The sequence below is a fragment of the Sphingobium sp. B8D3B genome (assembly GCF_025961875.1).
Classification (GTDB): domain Bacteria; phylum Pseudomonadota; class Alphaproteobacteria; order Sphingomonadales; family Sphingomonadaceae; genus Sphingobium.
Window position 1 is genome coordinate 455,638 of sequence record NZ_JAOQON010000001.1, and the last position, 21,435, is coordinate 477,072.

Consider the following 21,435-nt stretch of genomic DNA (forward strand, 5'->3'; position numbering starts at 1 on the left):
ACCTCATCGATAAAATTCACTCTCGATTTTTGACAGTGTTTTGAACCCGTCACCGATGTGGCTGCGCATGGCCGTTTCGGCCGCATCGGCCTCTCCGGCCAAAATGAGGCGCAGCATGTTCTGGTGGTCCGCGTTTGCGGTACGCAGGCGCTCCTCATCGTAGAAACTCTCGAACAGCATTCGGTGAATGGGAACATTCAGGCGTTTGAGCAACTCGGCAATGACCGTGTTGCCTGAGCCTTTCACAATGAGTCGATGCCACTCGATATTCAGCCGCCCAAACTTATCCGGCGCCCGATCGTTCACGCATTTGTCGAGTTGCTCCTGGACGATGCACAACTGGTGCTTCTGTTCCTCCGAGGCGTTTCGTGTGAAGTCGGCGGCGCAGATACCTTCTAGGGCAAGACGCGCCCGATAAATTTGCGCAGCTTCCTCAAGGCTGGTGCTTCGGACGGATGCCCCGCGGAATTCTTCGATCAGCACCAGGCCTTCGCCTTCCAGCCGCTGCAACGCTTCGCGCACCTTCGACCGACTAGCGCCGGTTTGCCGGATGATGTCCACTTCGACCAACCGCTGGCCGGGCACAAAACGGCCTGTGCGAATGCGGTCACGCACCCAGTCGGCGACCTCGACGGCCGAGGGTGCCCGCTTGTCCAACTGCTCGTTCATGTGAGGAGCGTCTAATCTCCTGACAATATTGTCAACAATATTGTCATCTGTTTTTTGATTGCATCCGGCGGGTTGATCGCTGATGAAATTGTCAACAATAGGAGAGCGAGGATGCGGGCGGTTGGATGGATCGGCGCGCTGGCTGCCGTTACGGCAGCCGTGCCGGGTCCGGCTAAAGACTATGCAGATGTGCAACGCAGCTCGCTCTACGTGCCTGTGCGGGACGGGACGAAGCTGGCCGTCAATATCTATCGACCGGCCAGTGACGGCAAGGTGGAAGAAAAGCGCCTTCCGGTCATCTTCGTGTTCACGCCCTATCGCGCTCGTTTCAAGGATAAGGACGGCGCGATCAGGGAAGCCGCGCTGGAGGACGGCCTGGCGCTGCGCTCGCTGATTTCGGCCGGTTACGTGGTCGCAGTCGCCGATATTCGCGGCAAGGGCGCGTCCTTCGGCGCGCGGCGGGGTTTTCAGGACCGCACGGAGGCGAAAGATGGCCATGATCTGGTCGAGTGGCTGGCGCGCCAGCCCTTTGCCAGCGGCAAAGTCGGCATGATCGGATGCTCCTATCTGGGGGGCACAACATTTCACACCGCGACCACTGCGCCCCCGGCGCTCAAGGCGGTTTTCATTGGTGCGTCGGACCTCGACAAATATGCTTTCGTGCGGCGCGGCGGTATCACCGCACAGTTCAACACCCGGCCGGACGAGCCGTTGAGCGACGATCTGGCGAGCGTCCCGGTCGATGGCGACGCGGACGGGCAGCAGCTTAAATCAGCCGTTGCCCAGCATGCCCAGAACACGCCGATGGCCGCCCTCTGGTATGGAATGCCCTATCGCGACAGCGTTTCCGCCTTCACTGGAAATCGCTTCTGGGAGGAAGTCGGCGTCTATAATTATCTCGACGCGATCCAGCGGGCGGGCATCGCCACTTATTTCTGGAGCAACTGGCATGACGAGCCAACGGCCCAGTCCATCTTAAGCGCGGCGAACCTCAAGGGATCGAAGTTTCTCGCGGGGCCTGGCAGCCACTGCGTGCCGCCGCCTGGATTCGACTTCACTGGCGAAGTCGTGCGCTATTTCGACCATTATCTCAAAGGCGCGGACAACGGCATCGAGAAAGAGCCGCGTGCGACTTATTGGGTCGAGGGATTGGACGGGAAAGGTGGCTATGCCCGCTCCGACGCGTTGCCGGGTGCCAACGTCACGCCAATGCAGTGGTTCCTGAACGGCGGTCGCAGTGGCACCGCGCGATCGGTGAACGACGGAACGCTCGGTGCAAAGCCGGATCGCGCGGGCGCGGACAAGTTCACGGTGCGCTACGACTTGCCCGGCGCAGACTATTTTGCCTTCTGGGCCAAGCCCATGGACGACAAGGGGCTGAGCTATACCAGCGCCCCGCTGGACGAGCCGCTCAAGCTGATCGGCTATCCCGTCGTGAACCTGCGCGTCTCGGCGGACAAGCCCGATGCCGATGTTTTCGTCTATCTGGATCAAGTGGCGGCCGACGGACAGGCGGAGGTCGTGGCCTTCGGCCGGCTGGCACTAGCGCATCGCAAGAATGGCAAGGCACCCTATGACGTCATGGGTCTGCCCTGGCACTCAGGGCGCAAGGCGGATGTAGCACCTCTCCCGGTCGGCCAGCAGGCCAATCTGGTGATCGATCTGACGCCGGTCTCGCGGATCGTGCCGGCTGGCGCGCGTTTGCGCGTGACCATCGCCGGTGCGGACCCCCGCCAGCGCAATCTCAAGGAAATACAACAGACTCCCGCCCCGGTTTTCACGGTCGAGCGGGGCAGCGCGGGCGGCTCCTGGGTCAAATTGCCGGTCGCGAACGGAAACGTCGATTAAACATAAAAGCCGCAGGGGCGGTGAGGGAGGTTGGGATGAGCAAGGATTATAAGGGCAGGATCACTCCAGGAACGGCACTGAAGCTGGGCAGCAGCCTGATAGCACTGGCTCTGCCCGCCATGGCGGTGGCGCAGAACGAGGAGGCGGCAGCGCCGGACATCGTCATCACCGGCAGCCGCGTGCGCGGCGAAGCGCCGGTCGGGTCGACTGTCACGACACTTGGCCGGGCCGAGATGGAGGCCTCGAGCGCGGTCACCGTCGATCGCATGATTAAGGAAATCCCGCAGGTCTTCGACCTCGGCGTCTCGGAAAATTCGCGTGGCCAGTCGGGCGGAAGCGGCAACATCACCTATGGCAACTCGGTGAACCTGCGCGGCATCGGGCCTTATGCGACGCTGGTGATGATCGACGGGCACCGCGTGACCAACAACAGCCGTTCGATTGATCCGTCGGTCCTGCCGTCGCTGGGTGTCGAGCGGGTCGAGGTGGTCGCCGACGGCGCATCCGCCATCTACGGTTCGGATGCGGTCGCGGGCGTGGTGAATCTTATTCCCCGTCGGTCACTCGACGGCGGCGAGGTGTTCGCGCGCTCGGGCATATCGTCGCGGGGCGACTTCCATGAGACGACGCTGGGCGCCGCCCTCGGCAAGGTGTTTGAACGCGGGCAGATCATGGTCGCCTACGAGCATGTCGAGCGCTCGAACCTGAGTGGCGACGATCGCGGCTTCTTTACCAGCAACCAGACGAGCTTCGGCGGCGGGGATTACCGGATCGTGCGGTGCGCCCCGGGTAACATCAATGCGAACGGTACGACCTACGCCATCCCGGCGGGGGGCGTGACCCAAGCGACGGCAGGATCGCTGGCGGCAGGCACGCTCAACAGGTGCGACGAGCTGGACAATCAGGATCTCATTCCGGAGCAGCGCTACGACTCATTCAATAGCACGGGTCGCTTCGACCTGACCGACTGGCTGAGCGTCTTCTATGACGGCTTCTATTCAAAGCGTAATTTTTACCGGAATTCCGCCTATTCCAACGCGCGCCTGACGGTGCCGCAGACGAACGCCTTCTTCGTGCGGCCCGCTGGCTTTAGCGGGACCAGCTATACACTCGACTATAATTTCGGCAGCAGCGTGCCGATCAATGACTCGTTCGGTTCTGCGGAAAGTTGGCAAATCACGCCCGGCCTTCGTGCTAAGCTGCCCCATGACTGGGAAGCCGAAGTGCTGTTCGGCTATGGCAAGACCAATGATTTCTCAGGCTCTTATCACGGCATCAACAACGCCGCGCTGAACGTCGCGCTCGCCAGTAGCAACCCCGCGACGGCGTTTGACCCGTACAGCCGTGGTCGCACCAGCGCCGCAGTGCTGGCCGGGATTGCCGACCAGATCTTCCTGGCTCCAACCAATGGCCACCTGACGACCTATGAAGGTCGCCTCAACGGCTCGCTCTTCGCGCTGCCGGGCGGCGACGTGAAGCTGGCGGCGGGTTATGAGCGGCAGGACTTCAACGTCGCGCTTGGCTCCGCTCGCGGCGGGCCGACGACGCCGATTACCTACCGCTATTTCGGCCGCGAGGTGGACTCCTTCTATGGCGAACTCTACATCCCGATCTTTGGGGCGAACAACGCGGTTCCCGGTTTCGAGCGGCTGGAACTCAACGCCGCCGTGCGCCACGACAAGTATAGTGACGTGGGCAGCACCACCAACCCCAAGTTCGGCCTGAACTGGCAGCCGGTGCGCGGCGTCAAGCTGCGCGGTAGCTACGGCACGTCGTTCCGTGCGCCGACTATCCCCGAGATTTACGGCAACTCGAACAACATATTCGGCCAGAGCTACCAGAACCCGGCGGGCGGTGCGCCGCTGCAGGGCTATGCGCTTTCCGGTCCCAATCTGGACCTGAAGCCGGAGACGGCGACCACCTGGTCGGTCGGCTTGGACTTCGAGCCGACATCGAATCTGAGTTTCGGCGTCACCTATTGGGATGTCAAATATGAGAATCAGGTGCTGGCCAACCTCTCCAACCTCACCATCCTGGGTAACGAGGCGCAATATGCCGGCACGGGCATAATTCTGCGTGGATCGGCGGCGGCGGCGCGGGTGCAGCAGTTGCTGAGCCAGGGCGTCGCGCTGGCCGGAGGTTCCTTCCCCGGCGGCGATCCGGCCAATGTGACACTGTTCGTGGACGGACGCAGCCAGAATCTGGGCGTGTCGATCACGCGCGGGATCGACTTCAGCGGAACCTGGAAAGCGGACATCGGTGCGGACGACCATCTGCTCTTCAACGTGTCGGGTACCTACCTCACCAAGTATAACATCGCCGTGACGCCAGCCGCGCCGCTGGTCGACCGGCGCAACGTCATCTTCAATCCGCTCAAGTTCAAGGCGCGGGCCAGCATCACCTGGGATCACGGGCCACTGAGCGCGCGTGTTCTGGCCACGCATGTTGGTGGATACACCAACAACCTTTCCAACCCGGTGCAGTCCGTGAAGAGCTATACCCCTGTCGATTTGACGCTGACGTGGCGCATCGGGGATCCACAGGCGACCGGCTTCTTCGAGAAGGGGCTCACGCTCGCGATGGAAGTGCGCAACGTCTTCGATATTGCGCCACCCTATGTCAATCTGGCGCCCAACGGCAATGGCGGCGGTGGCTATGACGCGACGGCGAGCGATCCCATTGGGAGGCTCTTCGCCGTCAGCGTGCGCAAGTCCTTCTAAGGGAGCGGAGTGCGTGGCGAAGGAGGCGATCTCGATTGTGCTGGCAGGCGATCTGGTTCTGGATGAGCCGGATGGCGCCTATTGGCTGGCTGGGATCGCCCCCGCCCTGCGCGCTGCCGACCTCGCAGTGGGGCATCTGGAAGTGCCCCACACGGCGAGTGTCGTCGAACTGAAGGGAGATGTGCCGGCGCCCGGTGCGCCGCCCGAAAATCTCGCCGCCATCGCGCAGGCAGGGTTCGGGATGCTCAGTCTTGCCGGCAATCACATCGCCGATTGCGGCTCGCAGGGCATTGCCGACACGCTGGCCGGTCTCGATGCGCAAGGCGTGCATCACACCGGCGCGGCGCTGACGCTTGCAGCCGCCCGCGCGCCAGCGATCGTGACGCGCGGTGGCCATCGGATCGCGCTGCTGAGCTATAATTGTGTTGGCCCGGAAAACAGTTGGGCCGGTAAGGATACTGCCGGCTGCGCCTTTCTGCGGGTCGATACGGCAGACGGCGCGCCGATTGCGCCGGCGGCTGCGCTCACCACGCTGACCGCAGAGGCCGTCGCGACCTTGCGGGAGGATATCGCGGCCGCGCGCCAGCAGGCGGACATCGTGCTCGTGGCGCTCCACAAGGGTATCGTCCACACACCCGCGCAACTCGCGCCTTACGAACGAGCGGTTTCCCACACTGCAATCGATGCGGGGGCGGACGTCGTGATTGGTCATCATGCGCATATCGTGCGCGGTATCGAATTTTATCGTGGGAAACCGATCTTCCATGGACTTGGCAATGGCTGCGTCGTCACCAGTGCGCTCAGTCCGGCGCAGGATCATCCGGCACGCGCGGAATGGGCGGATCGGCGGCGCAAGCTTTTCGGTTTCGAGCCGGACCCGGCCTACACGCTCGCGCCCTTTCATCCTGAAGCGGTGAACGCCTTTCTCGGCACCATCCGTCTCCATGGTGGCGGCGCGATGGACGTGGGCATTATCCCCGTCGATGTCGACGCGCCGGGGCGGCCCGTGCTTGCTTCGCCAGCCCGCGCGGCGGACATCCGGACCTATGTCGAGCGTATCACGCAAAAGGCGGGACTGCCTGCCATCGCAATAGCGGCCGATGGTCGCGTCGAAGAGGTTGGCGCATGAATTCTGCCAGGGTTGCCATGGTCTGGATCGGGGGGGGCGCCCTGATCGCGGCCGCGCTGTTGAACCTGCTCGCCGTGATCGGGCGGCACACGGGCCTGCCGCTCAAGGGCGCGATCGAGCTGGTTCAGGTCGCGGTTCTGGTCGCCGGAGCGCTGGCGCTCGTGGCGGCGACGATCGCCCGGAACCATGCCCGCGTGCATCTGATCCTCGATCGGCTGACGGGCGTTCGGCGCGACATTGCCGAGCGCACCTGCACGGCGCTCTCGATCGTCTTCTATGCAGGGTTGCTCGCCGGCTCCTGCTGGCTCGCGTCCGATCTCTGGAATAGCCAGGAAGTGAGCGAACTGGTCGGCGTGCCATGGCGGTGGATGCGCGCCTTCCTCAATGCCTCGCTTGTTGTCGTCATTGTCCTGCTGGTCCGCCAGCTCGCCGAGCGGCCCCGCTCATGATGTTCGCCACACCCGAGACAGGCTTTATCGGCCTGCTGATTCTGTTGACCATTCTCATGGCCGGCTTGCCGATCGGCGTGTCGCTCGGCCTTGTCGGCGTAGGCGGCTTGATGATCGTGCTGGGGCCGGAAGCGGCGCTCATCAAGGCGGGCGTCGTCGTGGTCGAGACGCTGACCCGCTACGAGCTGGGGACGCTGCCGCTCTTCATGCTGATGGCGCATCTCTTCTTTTCCGCCAATGCCAGCAGCGACCTGTTCGATGCCGCGGCCAAGATGATCGGTCACCGGCGCGGCGGCCTCGCTTATGCGTCGGTGGGCGGGTGCGCCGGCTTCGGATCGATCAACGGATCGAGCCTGGCGACGGCGGCGACCATCGGCCTCGTCGCCCTGCCGGAAATGCGCCAGCGCGGCTATTCCGACGCCCTGGCGACCGGCACGGTCGCGGCGGGCGGCACACTGGGCCAGATGCTGCCGCCATCCGGCGCGTTGATCGTTTATGGCATCATTGCCGAGCAATCGATCGGCAAGCTGTTCACTGCGACGCTGATCCCGGGCATCTCGCAGATGCTCTTCTATTGCCTGGTCATCTGGCTGCTCTGCCGCTGGAAGCCCTCGATCGCCCCGGCCAGCGCGCGTGCTAGCTGGCCCGAGCGTGGCCGGGCGATGCTCAAGATTGCAGACATGCTGCTGCTGGTCGCCGTGGTGCTGGGCGGCATCGTGCTGGGCTGGTTCAGCCCCTCGGAGGCCTCGTCCATCGGCACGGCTGGCGCGCTGGTCATCACGGCCTGGCGTGGCCGCCTGAATCGGGATGTGCTGTTCCGCGCCTTCTCGGAGACCTTGCGCACTGCCGGCCTTATCTTCCTCGTCATCATCGGGGCGATCACCTTCTCGGTCTTCATCAGCGTCACCGGTCTCACCGAGGCAGTGGGCAGCAGCGTGACGCAGATGGGCCTCGGCACCATCCCCACGCTCCTCGTCGTGGCGGTTCTGCTGCTGCTGCTCGGATCGGTGCTGGATGGCCTTGCGCTGATGCTGCTCACCACGCCGATCCTGCTCCCGATCGTCGAGAGCGTGGGCATGTCGCCCATCTGGTTCGGCATCTTCATCACCCGCGCGATGGAGATCGGCTTCGTCCATCCGCCGCTCGGCATGAACCTCTACGTGATTCAGGGCGTGGCGAAGGATGTGCCGCTCGGCCGCATCTTCCGGGGCGTGATGCCCTTCCTTGCCAGCGATCTCATCCACCTGCTGCTCATCATTCTCTTCCCGGCCATGGTGCTGTGGCTGCCCACCGTATTTGGACAATGACCATGATCGCTTATGTCGGCCCCGATCTGCCGCAAGACTTGCTCGCCGCGACGGGCGCCTGTTCCGGCCCGGTGGCCTGGAATGTCGATCGCGCCATGCCCACTGCCGACCGCTGGCTGGAAAGCAAATTTCCGCTCTGGGCGCGATCTATTGTGCAGGACTGGGCGGATGGGGTCCTGGACAGTCTCGACGCCGTCATCTTCTCCCGAGCGGACGACGCTGCGCAGCGGCTCTATTACTATATCTGCGAGCTACGCAGACAGGGAGAGGTCAGGGGCCCCAAGCCGCTGATCTTCGACGTGGCGCGGATCGCCCGCTCGAGCAGCGCGGCGCATATGGTGGCCGCTGTCCGCCAGCTTGCCGATCGGCTGGGACTGGATGCCCCCGCACTGGAGCGTGGCATCGCCGAAACGAACCGGCGTCGCGCATCGGCCAACGGGATGGCGGGCATGGCTGCGCCTTGTTGCCTGCTGGCTGGCACGCCGCCGCCTGATCGCCGTCTCCATGCCGTCATCGAGGCGGCCCGCTGGTCCGCATGCGGACCGACGCTGGCGGACGCCTGGCAAGATCCGGGCGTGGCGATTGAGGAGGCGAGCGGCGATCCGATAACTGCTATCGCGCGCCAGCTCCATGCCGCCTCGCAGAGCGGCCGCGCCTTTTTCGATCGCGCATCGGATCTGGTCGACAGGGCGCGGACACTCGGCACCTCGGCGGTCGTGCTCTGGTTTGCGGAGGAGGATGAGGCGCGCATCTGGCATCTGCCCGCGCAGCGTGAGGCCTTGTCACAGGCCGGCATTCCCCACCTCATCATGACGCGGCGCGACTGGCGCGGAACTGACCGCGCGGCCGGCGAGATTACGCAATTTCTGAAGGAGCTTTCTGCATGATGCCGTTATCCGGTCATCGCGTCGCCATTCTGGGCGGCATGGCGGATCGGCCACTGGCCCGCTTCCTGGCTTCGATTGGGGCGGAGCTGGGCGGTCCGGTGGAGGGCGCATCGTTCGTCATCGACGATATTGGGCTGGAGGGGTTGGGGGGCATTGCCATCCCGGAGACTGCCGTGCACGTGTCAGTCACCAGCTTCGGCTCGGGTGGTCCACGGTCGCAATGGAAAGGCGGCGAGCTGGTGGCCTCTGCCATGGGAGGTGCCCTCCGCGTCACCGGCGAGCCGGATCTGGCACCGGTGAAGGAAGCGGGGGATGCCTGCACCTTCCACGCGGATATGGTGGCTGCGGCCGGGGCAATGGCCGCTCATTATTCGCGCGGCACGCACGGAAAGGGGCAACATGTCGATGTCTCGATCCAACAGGTGGCCTTCAGTCGCAATTTCAACGGCGTGCTGTGCTGGCAGTTCGACCGGCGCAAGCTCACGCGCGTGGGCGGTGCGCTCGCTTATGGCAAAGCGACCGTGCGGGCCATCTGGCGGCTGGCGGACGGCTGGTGCTTCCACTCGCTGATGACCGGGCGGCTCGGCGCGCCCGCCAATCAGGCCCTCTCGGACTGGATGGACGAAGTCGGTGTTCCCAATCCGCTGCACGGCACCGACTGGCTGAGCTACAATCGCTCCACGCTGCCGGCCGACACGCGGGCGCTGTGGGAAGCGGCGATCGCCGCCTTCTTCCTCTCGCGTACCAAGCATGAGATCGCGACCGAAGGGCTGAGGCGCGGCATCAATGCCTGCGTGGCGAACGAGCCAGGCGATGTGCTGGCCGATCCGCATCTGGCGGCGCGCCACTTCTTCGATACGCCTTCGGGCCTGCCGGAGCGCTTCGCGACGATCCGCAAGGGCGCTGCCATTGCCGCGCCCGCCATCCACACCGGCGAGCGGCCGGGGCCGCTGGCGGGCGTTCGGGTGCTGGATTTCGCCTGGGCACTGGTCGGATCGATCACGACCAAGACGCTCGGCGATCTTGGCGCGGAGATCGTGAAGATCGAGAGCCGCACGCGGCCCGATCTTGCCCGTCTCGACGTGCAGGTTTCCGTGTCCAGCCCAGGCAATTGGGACGACAAGCCCTGGTTCGCGCATCTCAACAGCTCCAAACGCAGTTTGTCGCTGAACATGAAGAAGCCTGATGCGCGTGAACTCATCGATCCGCTGATCGACTGGGCCGATGTGGTGGTCGAGAATTTCTCCCCCGGCACGATGAAGAAGCTTGGCCTCGATTATGATGCACTGGCGGCGCGCAACCCGGGCATCGTCATGGTGTCGGGCAGCGTGTTCGGCCAGACCGGTCCGCTGGCGCAGGAATGGGGTGTCGACGGGACCGGTGGCGCGCTCTCCGGGCGGACCTTCCTCACCGGCTATTCCGACCGCGACCCCGTCATCCCTGGCGCGGTGCCCTATGGCGACGTCATCGTGCCTTTCGTCATGGCAGGATCAGTGGCGGCGGCGCTGCAGCATCGCCGCGAAACCGGGCTTGGTTGTCATATCGATGCCTCGATGTACGAGATCTGCGTGCAACAGATGCGGGACTATCTGGCGGCGGCGCGGCGCGGCGAGCGCCCGCAGCGCTCGGGCAATGCGGATCCCGCTGTCTTCTTTCAGGATGTCTTCCAGGCGCAGGGCGAGGATCGATGGGTGGCGATCAGCCTGAGGGACGAAGCAGAGCTTGCCAGACTCCACGCCATTGCCGGCGGCGACGTCGCGGCGTGGGTCGCGCAACGCGCTGACCATGCCATTATGGCCGAGCTTCAGGCCGCCGGCATCGCCTGCGGTGTGGTGCAGGATTGTGAAGACATGATCGATCACGATCCGCAACTTGCCGGGCGCGGCGCGTTGGTGACGCTTGACCACCCGCTGCTTGGGCCGTTCGGCCACATCGCAACCCCCATCAAGTTTTCGCATGATCGCTTGGAGCCGTTCCGCGCGCCGCGCATGGGCGAGCATGCTCACACCATCGCCCGCGACACCTGCGGCCTCTCGGAGGCCCGCATCGCACAGCTCGACGCTGCAGGAGTTTTTGAATGAGCCAGGATGTCACGACGCGGGCAACAGGGCAGCGCAGCCGCAAGGATCTGGCCTGCACGGCAGCAGCCAGCGCCTATCAGAAGCAGTTCGGTGCGGATCTGCGGCGACGGGTCGTGGATGAGGGCGAGCCTTTTGCTATCGTGCAGGCCGACACGCCGCACGAAATCTTCCACGTGATGGATATTCCGATCATCACCAACCAGTGGTGGTCGGCCTATATTTCGGCAAAGCAGCTCTCGAACCAGTATTTTGAGGTAATGGCCCGGCATGGCTATCCCGAGAATAGCTGCAAATATTGCTCGCTGGGCCTCGCCTGCACGCTCGCTAACGATCCTAAGACCGCCCCCTGGGGAGGCCTGCCCACGCCGACCGTGCTGGTGGCGCGGCTGACCTGCGACTGCATCCAGCATGTCTTCGGCCAATGGGCGCAGGCGCTGGGCAGCGAATTTTTTGCGATGGAGGCGCCGGCATGGGAGCACAAGGACCCGCGCTGGTTCGAGCATAGCCGGGGCGACTGGCGCCAGGTCTACGATGCCGATCGTATCGCGCTGATGGTCGCGGAGATGCGTGATCTTATCGCCCTGCTGGAGAACCGCACCGGGCGAAAGTTCGACGAGGCGAAGCTCCACTATCTGATGGAACGGATCAACGAGCAGGAGGGCTATATCTGGGAGGCGGCGCAGGCCATCGGCCGGGCGCGGCCTTGCCCCGTGTCGATCGCTGAGCAGATGCCCAACACGATGATCCCGCAATGGCATCGCGGATCGGATTGGGCGGTCGCCCATGCCAAACGTTTCCGCGATGAGGTGATGGAGCGCATCGCAAATGGTACCGGCTCTGCCAGCAACGAGAAGGTCCGCCTCATGTGGATCGGCGCGGGTGTGTGGCACGACCCCGGCTTCTATCAGGCCCTGGAGGAACGGCTCGGCGCGGTCTTCGTCTGGTCGATGTATATGCCGTTCGCCGGGCCGCAATATATCCGTGAACTGCAGGGCGAGCCAATGGATGCGCTGGCCAGCCGTATCTGCTCCATGAACGAAGTACTGCACCTGCCGCCTTGGATGAACGGCTGGATGACCAGCGAGGCGGAGCGTTGCGGCATCGACGCCTGCGTTGTGTTGCTCCCGCCGGACAACCGCCTCTCGCAATCGGGCACAAAGCTGACCGCGCTGTCGCTGGAGGCAGCAGGCGTGCCGGTGCTGACCATTGACGCCGACATGGTGGACGCCAAGAACTGGGACCATGACAGGATGGTGGCGACGGTGGCCAGCTTCCTTGCCGAGCGGGGGCTTGCATGAGGCTGCGGGCGTTCCTGCCTTCGCTACTGCTGCTGCTGGCGTCCTGCGCTCGGCCCGTGTCGCAGGATGTGACGGAACTCACTTATGCAACGCCCTACAGCCCCAATCATCCGTTTAGCAAAGCGGATCAGGCGTGGATGGCGTTTGTCGAGCAGCGCTCGCACGGCCGCATCCGCATCCGGCCGAGCTGGTCCGGGGCGCTGCTTTCGTCCGACATGTCGATGGAGGAACTGCGCCACGGTGTCGCGGATGTGGGCCTCATCACGCCCATCTACGCGCGTGGCGGCGCCCATCTCATCCGCATCCAGACGGGTTTCTACAGCGGTGCGGACAGCATTGAATCCCAACTGGCGCTCTATCGTTGCATCGCGGCGGCGAACCCCGAAATTGGCCATGAGCTGGAAGGGCTCAAGGTGTTGGCGGTGCAGGGCGGATCGCTGGCCGGCGTCGTCACCACCAGCAGGCAGGTGAACACCTTGGCCGATCTGCGCGGCCTGCGTCTGCGCGCGCCGACGGAGCTGCTGAGCGTGCTCGAATCCCTCGGCGCCGATCCGGTGAACATGCCGATGGCTGACGTCTATTCGGCCATGGCGAAGGGTGTGATCGATGGCGTCATCGCACCTGGCGACACGTTCAAGTCGCTACATTTCGCCGAGGTCGCCCGCCACTATAACAACCTCGCTATTCCACGCGGCGCCTATCCTGCTCGGGCGATGGGGATGGAGCGCTGGAATCGGCTGAGTGCGCAGGATCGGGCTATCCTCGAGGAGTCGCAAGCGGTCTGGGAAGCAGCGCTCGCGCGCGAGATTTATGCTGCGCTTGAAAAGGGACTGGAAGAAGCGCGCGCGCAGCATGTGACGATCAATGGCGTGTCGCGTCAGGAGCAGGCGCGATTCGATGCGCTCTATCTGCGCGATTCGGAGGGCAATGCCCGCGACCTGTCCCGCTTCGGCATTGATGGTCTCAGGGCGTTCCGCACCGCACGCGCTTCCGTGCAGGGTCGCGACAAAATCCAGTGTGGAGGAAATCAATGAAGCACGTCGCGCCGCTGCTCTGTGCTTTGGCTGCCATCCTGCAGGCCCCGTCCGCATCGGCCCAGATACCTTCTGGCATCATCGGAGCGCCCGGCGGAACAGGCGATCTGCCCGCGATTGCGGAAGGGCGAGCGGACGCGCCCGGCTACACCATCTATCGCCCGGCGAAGCTGCCACAAAGACGCCTGCCGTTGGTGCTGTGGGGTAATGGTGGCTGCCGCAATGACGGGCTGTCGGCCAGTGGCTTCCTGCGCGAGATCGCCAGCCATGGCTACATCGTCATCGCCAATGGGGCTCCGAAAGGGGAGAGGCCCTCGACGGAACCGGCTGCTGGAAACCAGCGGGGACCCGAGCCGCCCATGCCGCCACCCACAACCGCGGACGAAACCTCAGTGGACCAGCTCCTCGCTGCAATCGACTGGGTGAAGGGTAGCCCCTACGGACGCGACGTCGATACCAAGCAGGTTGCCGTGATGGGACATAGTTGCGGTGGCCTGCAGGCGCTTGCCGCCGCTGCCGATCCGCGCATTCGCACGGCCGTCATCTTCAACAGCGGTGTGTACAACCGGCCAGGCAATGGCCTTAGCCGCGTCTCGATCGCCAAGGACGATCTGCGCAAGCTGCATACACCGGTCGCATACATCTTGGGCGGGCCGACCGACATCGCCTATCCCAACGGGAATGACGATGTGGGCCGCATTGCTCATGTGCCCGTTTTCTACGCCAACAAGAACACGGGCCATGGCGGAACGTTCGGCGCGGTGAACGGCGGGGACTATGGCCGGATCGCGGTGGCGTGGCTCGATTGGCAACTCAAGCGTGACGCGAAGGCGGGTCAACTCTTCACGGGGGCGTCCTGCGGCCTTTGCAAAGACCCCGCATGGACGATCGTTCGCAAACAATTTCCGGAAAAACCATGACCCAACCGCTTGCGGGCATCCGCATCGCCGATTTCAGCCATGTGATGGCCGGGCCTTATGCGTCGCACCTGTTGCGGCTGATGGGGGCCGACGTCATCAAGATCGAGTCGCCCAAGGGCGACAATTTCCGCAGTTACGGATCGGATCCGCGCTTTGAAGGTCTCTCACCTGCATTCATTGCGGCCAATGCAGGGAAGAAGTCGATCATGCTGGATCTCAAGGATCCCGCCGACCTCGACATCGCCCACGCGATCGTGGCGCGGTGTGACGTGATGCTGGAGAACTTCCGGCCCGGCGTCATCACACGTCTCGGCCTTGGCTACGAGGCAGTTCGAGAACTGCGGCCGGATATCATCTTCTGCTCGGTGTCCGGCTATGGGCAGGACAGTCCTCAACGCGACTGGCCGGCCATCGACAATATCGTGCAGGCGACCAGCGGGATGATGATGCTGAGCGGCGAAGAGGGTGACCCGCCGGTGCGCGTCGGCTTTCCCATTGTCGATACGCTGACCGGCCAGACCGCGGCACTTGCCATCCTGTCCGCACTGGTGCGGCGACTGCAGGGTGGCGGCGGCAGTTATATCGATGTGTCGATGTTCGATGCCAGCTTGGCCTTCATGACGTCGGCCGTGACGCCTTATCTGCTGACCGGGCAAGCGATGTCCCGCATGGGTAATACTGGCTATAGCGGCCTGCCCACCGCTTCGTTGTTCACAGCCAGGGACGGGCGGCAGATTTCGCTCGGCGTCGTGCAGCCCAACCAGTTTGCCGCGCTTGCCCGGTTCACCGGACGAGAGGACTGGCTGACTGATCCACTGTTCGCCACGCCAGAAGCACGGCGGGCCAATTTCGACGCCATGAAGGCGGAACTGGAGAGGGTGTTCGCCACAAGGGATGCGGCCGCCTGGGAAGCAGGATTGAGCGAAGCTGGCATCCCTTGCGGGATGGTGCGCCGGGTCGATGAAGCGGCCGAACTGGCGCGTCCGGATGCGCTTGTATCCTTCGATATCCCCGAGGGACCTCTTACGGGACCAGTGCGCTACCCCGGTGCCGGCTTCCGCCTCACTCCCGGCCTTCAAGTCGGCGAAGTCCCGCCTCGCCTCGATGAAAATCGGGCCGAGATTCTTGATTGGCTCCTCCGGACGGAGCCAGGCCACTAGGCGACATGGACACACGCTTGTCACGAAGGCTGTCAGCAACCGCGACAAGAGCGACACCGCCGCAAAGGTCGCTTGGCGGATGGAGCACTTGCAGAACAATATCGCTCGGTGTCTCGACGCGCTCGATTGTCCGATCGCAAGAAGAGCGCCATTGCAGACCGAAGACGAAGCGATTGACAGAGAAGATGTCCGGTTGCGTGTGCAGATGCGCGACCGTGCGGCACGTGAGGATGAAGTTCGCAATGCGCCGGGCCAAAGGCAAGAAAAGTGTCGCTTAAATTGCTTTAGACACATCATTTCTGATCGGGCTCGCTGCGCTGGTTTCCAGCCGTGCATATCTCGTTCTGGCGCTGCGGGGATCGGCGCACGAGATGGATATCGGACGGCAAAGTCGTGTCGCACCTCGCGGATGGGTAGCAGGCAGCGGTTGATCGCATCGCGGTTGCGGTGCAGGGGAGAGGTTGGGACGTTCGCCAGAGGCGCTATGCCGGGACCGTCTTCGACGGAGCAACCTGAGCTCTATCCCTCGCCTCGCCCATAATTCTCGATCGCCTGGCTAACCCGCTGGAGGACGGAGAGACAGGTCTCCAGCTCCGAGCGGGAGACGTCGCTGAGCAGCGCGTCCCTTATGTCGCTGACCTCCTGCGAGATCGCCTCGATGATCGGATGCGCCGCTGGCGTAAGATGCAGGTTCTTGACCCGGCGATCCGTGCTGCTCTCGCGCCGCTCAAGCAGCCCCTGACGGACGAGCTCGTCCACGATGGCCACCAAAGTGGCGCTGGTGACGGACATATGTTCCGCCAGTTCGGTCTGGGTAATCCCCGGCTGCAGTCGCGCCCAGGCGAGCACGCGCCAGCGGGGCTGTGTCTGGCCCGCGAAGCGTAGATGTTCATCCAGCAGATTGCGCCACGCGCGGCCGGTGCCGACCAGCCACCACGACATCTGCACCCGCAAATCAGCATCCGAACCGGGTTCCTGGCCACGGGCCGGCGGCGGTCCTGGCACGAACCGCGCCTTCGCATCCTTTGCAGAAAAGGGCGTGATTTTCGGCGAATCCTTTGCGTCTTTCGACCTTCCCATCATCGCCCTCCTGCCTTGTTGGTCTTGATGCTTCAACACCCATTGCCTTCACTTTAAAAGATAGGATATGAATTACTAGTCGCCCTAAACATTAGGGCGGTAAATTCAATGTCTATACGTGCTCTACGCCGTGCCGCACAGGCGCGGTCGAGCGAACGATATGGGCAGAGACTGGGGAGAGGATTGCAATGCTGGCGCTTCGTCAACGAGTTCGGGTTTTGAGAAATTCTGCGGCCATTCTGGCGATGGCTGCGATCGGCGTGGCCTCTGCTGCGCACGCGCAGGATCAGGGCGGTCCAGCACCGCAGGCCGAGGATCAGGCCGCATCCGGTTCGCAGGAGATCGTCGTGACCGGCTCGCGCATCACGCGTGGCGGTTTCACCGCGCCGACTCCCGTCACCGCGATTGGCCGCGACCGACTCGAGACGACTGCCGCGACGAATATTGGCGACGTGCTGAGCCAGTTGCCCAGCTTTCGGGCCACCTCCAGCCCTTCCGCCACACAGACGACGCCCGGCAATGCCGTCGGCTCCCGCGTGCTGGAACTGCGCAGCCTTGGCAGCGAGCGCACCCTGGTGCTGGTCAATGGCCGTCGGTTCGTGCCGACGACAGCGCGCGGGACGGTCGACACCAACTATATTCCCGGCATCCTCATCGATCGCGTCGACGTCGTGACCGGCGGTGCATCGGCGGCCTATGGTTCGGACGCGGTTGCGGGCGTCGTGAACTTCATCCTCAACAACAAGCTCGATGGCCTTCGCGCCGAGGCCCAGTCGGGCATCTCGCAGCGCGGCGACGACCGCACGATCTTCCTCTCGGCGGCCGGCGGCACATCCTTCGCCGGTGGCCGGGGCCACGTCGTGTTCGGCGGGGAGTATGAAGACAATGATGGCCTGGCGGACTGCTATCAGGCCCGCTCGCTGTGCGCGCAGGAGTGGACGCTCGTCGGCCGCCCGGCTGGCGCGGCCGGTGCGGGCGCCCCGGCGCTGAGCATTCTCAACAACGTCCACACCGCCACCATAGCCCCCGGTGGCCTCATCCTCAGCAATGGCCCGCTCAAGGGCCTCCAGTTCCTGCCGGATGGGACGACGGCGCCCTATGAGGTCGGCAGGCTCGCGGGTTCACTGTTTCAGCAGGGCGGCAGTGGGAAGGGCCAGAACGCCTTCCTCGCCGGCCTGCTTCTCAAGGTGCCGGTCGAGCGCTTCAGCACCTATGGCCATGCCGAATATGAATTCAGCGACGCGCTCAAGGCCACGCTGGAAGCATCCTATGGCGAAGTCCGCGCGTTCTCGGTGAGCGCGCAGCTGCGCGACAGCACAGGCTCGCTGATCGGTCCGGTCCGCCGCGACAATCCGTATCTCCCGCGGTCGGTCACGGACGTCATGGATGCCAACGGCATCACCCAGTTCAACATGGGCCGCGCCGGGCTCGACCTCGGCAATGCCCGCGGCGCGACCAAGAGCACTGCCTTCCGCATCATCGGTGGCCTCTCCGGCGCCATCACTGATAACTGGACGTGGAACGCTTACTATCAATATGGCCGCAGCACCTATCATCAGGAAGCGACCAACAACCTCATCCGCTCGCGCCTGCTGCTCGCGGCCGATGTTACCTCGGGCCCCGGCGGCACGCCAATCTGCCGCTCGACGCTCACCAACCCGACCAATGGCTGCCAGCCGCTCAACCTGATCGGCGCGGGCCGCTTCAGTCAGGAGGCGCTGGCCTATGTCACCGGCACATCGATGCTCGACCTGAAGATCACCCAGCAGGTTGCCGCGCTGGACGTGCAGGGCGACCTCATCGACTTGTGGGCCGGCCCGCTGTCGCTGGCGGCTGGCGCCGAATATCGCCGCGACGAGGTGAAGGGCTCGACCGACCCGCTCTCGCCCACCGGCGCCTTCTACGTCTCCAACTTCGCTGCTTCCAACGGCAAGGTCGAGGTGAAGGAAGCCTTTGTCGAGGCGGTCCTCCCGCTGCTCAAGGACAGTGCGCTGGGCAAGAGTCTGGAGCTGAACGGCGCCGCGCGCCGCACCGACTACAGCACGAGCGGCGCGGTCACCACTTGGAAGCTCGGCGGCGTCTATGAGCCGGTCGATTTCCTGCGTCTGCGTGGCACGCTCTCTCGCGATATCCGGGCGCCCAATGTGAACGAGCTGTTCGGCTCGGTCACGCGCAGCTTCTCGTCCTTCACCGATCCGGTGACGAGCAAGCAGGGCCTGATCGAAATCGTCTCGGGCTCGAACAATACGCTGCGCCCGGAGAAGGCCGATACCTTCACGGCCGGCGTGGTGCTGAGCAACCTGTCGTTTCTGCGCGGCTTCAACCTCTCGGTCGATTATTACAATATCCGCGTAAACGACGCGATCGCGCAGATCGGCTCATCGACCATCGCGACGCGCTGTCTGGTGAACAACGCAACCGAGTTCTGCCCACTGATCACGCGGAACGGGGCAGGCGAAGTGACGCTGATCAACGACCGTCTGCAGAATGTGAATGGCTTCAAGACCCGGGGCCTGGACATCGAGGCGAGCTATCGCACCCGCATCGGGGCCGCCGCATCGCTCGACCTGCGGCTGCTGGCGACCAAGACGTTCGACCTCATGATCATCGACAGCGCCGGTTCGGTCGACCGCGCCGGCCAGACCGGCTTCCGCGCCAGCAACACTCCGGGCGTGCCGGATTATGTGCTGGACGGCATGGCGACCCTTAAGGCCGGGCCGTTCAGCCTGAGCGCGCACGGCCGCTACATTCCCGAGGGCAAATTCCTCGTCGAGTTCGTCGGTCCCGAGGATGCAGGCTATAGTGTCGGCCTCGCGAACAGCATCAGCACCAATCGCGTGGCTGCCCGCTTCTACGCGGACCTCACGCTGGGCTGGAACGTGAAGGCCGGCCGCAGCGATTTCGAATATTTCATCGCGATCCGTAACCTGTTTGACAAGGATCCGCCGATTGCACCCAGCGCGGTGGGCATCACCAATCAGGTGCTGTTCGATCAGGTCGGACGCGCGTTCCGCGTCGGGGTGCGCCTCAAGCGATGAGCGAGCCGGTCGGCACGCAAGCCACGGGTCAGGCGCAACCGGCATCGGCCGGCGCGTCTGGAGCCGGCGACGATTGGCCGTCGCCGGCCCGCGCCTGGTACACGATCTGGCTGATCGCCTTCGTGACCATGCTCTCCAATGTCGACCGGAACATCATCAATCTGCTGGTCCAGCCGATCAAGCGCGACCTGGCGCTCAGCGACACCCAGATCAGCCTCATCATCGGCTTCGCCTTTTCGTCGGCCTATATGGTCGTCGGCTTGCCGATGGCTCGCGTCGCGGATCAGCGCAGCCGCAAGATGATCCTGACGGCCGGCCTGACGGTGTGGAGCCTGGCCACTGCGCTCTGTGGCATGGCCAGGAGCTTCGGCGGGCTGTTTTTCGCACGCGGCGTCGTCGGGGGCGCGGAGTCCGTCGCCGGCCCCTCGTCCATGTCGATGATCGCGGACATGGTGCCGCGGTCAAAATTGCCGCGTGCCTTCGCGGTCTATCAGCTCGGCATCAGCGCCGGTCAGGCCACGGCGTTGTTGGCCGGTGGCCTGCTGGTGGCGTTCTTTGCCGGAATGGGGCCGGTCCATATCCCGGTTCTGGGCGAGATGCGCGAGTGGCAACTCGTCTTCCTCGTCTGCGCTCTGCCGGGGCTGGCGACCGCCTTGCTCTTTCTCGTCACCGTGCGCGAACCGGTGCGCCGCAATCGCCGCGGCAAGGGCAGCGTACCGCTGCGCGAAGTGGGGGCGTATCTCCTGTCAAACCGCATATTGTTCCTGCCCCTGTTCCTCAGCATCGGCATCGGCGCGATCGAGACGACGGGCCTCATGACGTGGCGCGCGGCCTTTTATGAGCGCACCTATGGCTGGGGACCGGCGCAGATCGGGCCACTGCTGGCGCTCTCGCTCCTCATCTCTACGCCGATTGCGTTGACGCTGGGCACCTGGTTCGCGGAATATATGGGCAAGCGCGGCAATCCCGATGCGATGGCGCGGGTCTGTTTCTATTCGCAAGCACTGTCCGCTCCCTTCGCGATCGCCACCTCGCTCATGCCCAGCCCCTGGCTCGCCTTCTTCTGCGGGATGATCTCCTCGATCATCGGCCTCGCCAGCGCCCCTGCGCAGAATGCCGCGATCCAGATGGTGACGCCCAGCGAGATGCGGGCTCAGATCAGCGCTGTGTATCTCTTCACCATCAGTGTCATCGGCAATGGTCTCGGGCCGCTGCTCATCGCGCTCGTGACCGATTTCCTGCTGAAGGACGAGAGCATGCTGCGCTATTCGATGGCGTTCTTCGCCGCCGTAATGGCCCCCGGCGGCGCGGCGCTCATGTATCTGGCGATCAAACCTTATGCTCAGGCTGTAAGGAGGTCTGGTTTCGAGGAGGCTTCCCGCTGAGGAGAGCCCTGACCACTGGGTTCTACGAGGCAGATTCCGGCGAACCGGCAGCTGACAGCCGCGACGCAGCTCGTGATCCATTGCGCAATCGCTGCCGGCTGGGACCTCGCTGAAGGCAAGGTGGCGTTTCTAACAGCGACATGATCGCTTCGTCCGTCGGGCCGCGCGTGACCGGCGGGCAGCGGCTGTCGGGGCGGTATAGTAGACGGTCGCTGCCCGGGCACCGGAAACTGCTCCCATCTTCGCGAGCGCAGCAATTTTGTTAATCATCTTGCGTGCTTGACCATGAAGCGGTGGATCCGCTTCCAGTAGGAGCGAGGGCGGGCGAAAATGAGTCTCCTTGGGGAAATCGGCAAGACCGATGCCCCGTACGGATACAACCGTCGCCAATCGCTTGAAGAGGCGCGTCCTTGGGGACGGCGCACCATCG

General features: G+C 64.1%; 15 protein-coding genes. 13 read left to right on the forward strand and 2 right to left on the reverse strand.

Annotated features, from left to right (window positions below; translation table 11 throughout):
* Positions 1-3: 3 nt before the first annotated feature.
* On the reverse strand, positions 4-669 hold the full coding sequence (locus M2343_RS02150) for a GntR family transcriptional regulator (protein ID WP_264575417.1): 666 nt from the start codon (positions 667-669) through the stop codon (positions 4-6).
* A 111-nt stretch (positions 670-780) separates the two neighbouring features.
* On the opposite strand from M2343_RS02150, the gene M2343_RS02155 reads away from it, so the two are divergent.
* The 11 genes from M2343_RS02155 to M2343_RS02205 are packed head-to-tail and all read left to right on the forward strand — an operon-like array spanning position 781 to position 15,502.
* Complete coding sequence (locus tag M2343_RS02155) at positions 781-2,517, forward strand: CocE/NonD family hydrolase (protein ID WP_264575418.1); 1,737 nt, start codon at positions 781-783, stop codon at positions 2,515-2,517.
* A gap of 35 nt (positions 2,518-2,552) precedes the next feature.
* Positions 2,553-5,237, forward strand: coding sequence for a TonB-dependent receptor plug domain-containing protein (locus M2343_RS02160; RefSeq protein ID WP_264575419.1), 2,685 nt, complete (start codon positions 2,553-2,555; stop codon positions 5,235-5,237).
* Positions 5,238-5,250: 13 nt separating this feature from the next.
* A complete protein-coding gene (locus M2343_RS02165) occupies positions 5,251-6,366 on the forward strand; it encodes a CapA family protein (protein WP_264575420.1) in 1,116 nt (371 codons plus the stop codon).
* Entirely contained in the window at positions 6,363-6,815 is a 453-nt protein-coding gene (locus M2343_RS02170; protein WP_181560754.1) for a TRAP transporter small permease subunit, read from the forward strand. Before M2343_RS02165 ends, M2343_RS02170 begins: the two co-directional genes overlap by 4 nt.
* Positions 6,812-8,122 (forward strand): TRAP transporter large permease, encoded by a 1,311-nt coding sequence (locus tag M2343_RS02175; protein ID WP_264575421.1) that lies wholly within the window; start codon positions 6,812-6,814, stop codon positions 8,120-8,122. Before M2343_RS02170 ends, M2343_RS02175 begins: the two co-directional genes overlap by 4 nt.
* 2 nt (positions 8,123-8,124) lie before the next feature.
* Positions 8,125-9,009, forward strand: coding sequence for a hypothetical protein (locus tag M2343_RS02180; protein ID WP_264575422.1), 885 nt, complete (start codon positions 8,125-8,127; stop codon positions 9,007-9,009).
* The gene (locus tag M2343_RS02185; protein WP_264575423.1) at positions 9,006-11,090 is read left to right on the forward strand and encodes a CaiB/BaiF CoA-transferase family protein; all 2,085 of its coding nucleotides are present in this window, start codon (positions 9,006-9,008) and stop codon (positions 11,088-11,090) included. The genes M2343_RS02180 and M2343_RS02185 overlap by 4 nt, the downstream gene beginning before the upstream one ends.
* Complete coding sequence (locus tag M2343_RS02190) at positions 11,087-12,388, forward strand: 2-hydroxyacyl-CoA dehydratase subunit D (RefSeq protein WP_181560752.1); 1,302 nt, start codon at positions 11,087-11,089, stop codon at positions 12,386-12,388. Before M2343_RS02185 ends, M2343_RS02190 begins: the two co-directional genes overlap by 4 nt.
* Positions 12,385-13,422 carry a TRAP transporter substrate-binding protein DctP gene (dctP, locus tag M2343_RS02195; protein WP_264575424.1) on the forward strand — a complete coding sequence of 346 codons (1,038 nt, stop codon included), beginning with the start codon at positions 12,385-12,387 and terminating at the stop codon, positions 13,420-13,422. The genes M2343_RS02190 and dctP overlap by 4 nt, the downstream gene beginning before the upstream one ends.
* Positions 13,419-14,342, forward strand: a complete 924-nt coding sequence (locus tag M2343_RS02200; protein ID WP_264575425.1) for an alpha/beta hydrolase family protein — start codon at positions 13,419-13,421, stop codon at positions 14,340-14,342. The genes dctP and M2343_RS02200 overlap by 4 nt, the downstream gene beginning before the upstream one ends.
* Positions 14,339-15,502, forward strand: a complete 1,164-nt coding sequence (locus M2343_RS02205) for a CaiB/BaiF CoA transferase family protein (RefSeq protein ID WP_264575426.1) — start codon at positions 14,339-14,341, stop codon at positions 15,500-15,502. Before M2343_RS02200 ends, M2343_RS02205 begins: the two co-directional genes overlap by 4 nt.
* Before the next feature lie 519 nt (positions 15,503-16,021).
* On the opposite strand, the gene M2343_RS02210 is transcribed toward M2343_RS02205, so the two are convergent.
* Positions 16,022-16,507 (reverse strand): MarR family winged helix-turn-helix transcriptional regulator, encoded by a 486-nt coding sequence (locus M2343_RS02210; RefSeq protein WP_264575427.1) that lies wholly within the window; start codon positions 16,505-16,507, stop codon positions 16,022-16,024.
* Positions 16,508-16,800: 293 nt separating this feature from the next.
* Between M2343_RS02210 and M2343_RS02215 the strand changes: the two genes are divergently transcribed.
* Together M2343_RS02215 and M2343_RS02220 are read left to right on the forward strand one after the other, a co-directional pair.
* A complete protein-coding gene (locus M2343_RS02215) occupies positions 16,801-19,620 on the forward strand; it encodes a TonB-dependent receptor plug domain-containing protein (RefSeq protein ID WP_264575428.1) in 2,820 nt (939 codons plus the stop codon).
* Complete coding sequence (locus tag M2343_RS02220) at positions 19,617-21,005, forward strand: MFS transporter (protein ID WP_264575429.1); 1,389 nt, start codon at positions 19,617-19,619, stop codon at positions 21,003-21,005. The genes M2343_RS02215 and M2343_RS02220 overlap by 4 nt, the downstream gene beginning before the upstream one ends.
* Positions 21,006-21,435 lie beyond the last annotated feature (430 nt).

What these genes read in the sequence shown, in the direction of transcription:
- M2343_RS02205 (WP_264575426.1), top strand. Translation starts at nt 14,339, where the DNA reads ATGACCCAACCGCTTGCGGGCATCCGCATCGCCGATTTCAGCCATGTG.
- M2343_RS02170 (WP_181560754.1), top strand. Translation starts at nt 6,363, where the DNA reads ATGAATTCTGCCAGGGTTGCCATGGTCTGGATCGGGGGGGGCGCCCTG.
- M2343_RS02150 (WP_264575417.1), bottom strand. Translation starts at nt 669, where the DNA reads ATGAACGAGCAGTTGGACAAGCGGGCACCCTCGGCCGTCGAGGTCGCC.
- M2343_RS02155 (WP_264575418.1), top strand. Translation starts at nt 781, where the DNA reads ATGCGGGCGGTTGGATGGATCGGCGCGCTGGCTGCCGTTACGGCAGCC.
- M2343_RS02200 (WP_264575425.1), top strand. Translation starts at nt 13,419, where the DNA reads ATGAAGCACGTCGCGCCGCTGCTCTGTGCTTTGGCTGCCATCCTGCAG.
- dctP (WP_264575424.1), top strand. Translation starts at nt 12,385, where the DNA reads ATGAGGCTGCGGGCGTTCCTGCCTTCGCTACTGCTGCTGCTGGCGTCC.
- M2343_RS02180 (WP_264575422.1), top strand. Translation starts at nt 8,125, where the DNA reads ATGATCGCTTATGTCGGCCCCGATCTGCCGCAAGACTTGCTCGCCGCG.
- M2343_RS02185 (WP_264575423.1), top strand. Translation starts at nt 9,006, where the DNA reads ATGATGCCGTTATCCGGTCATCGCGTCGCCATTCTGGGCGGCATGGCG.
- M2343_RS02220 (WP_264575429.1), top strand. Translation starts at nt 19,617, where the DNA reads ATGAGCGAGCCGGTCGGCACGCAAGCCACGGGTCAGGCGCAACCGGCA.
- M2343_RS02160 (WP_264575419.1), top strand. Translation starts at nt 2,553, where the DNA reads ATGAGCAAGGATTATAAGGGCAGGATCACTCCAGGAACGGCACTGAAG.
- M2343_RS02175 (WP_264575421.1), top strand. Translation starts at nt 6,812, where the DNA reads ATGATGTTCGCCACACCCGAGACAGGCTTTATCGGCCTGCTGATTCTG.
- M2343_RS02190 (WP_181560752.1), top strand. Translation starts at nt 11,087, where the DNA reads ATGAGCCAGGATGTCACGACGCGGGCAACAGGGCAGCGCAGCCGCAAG.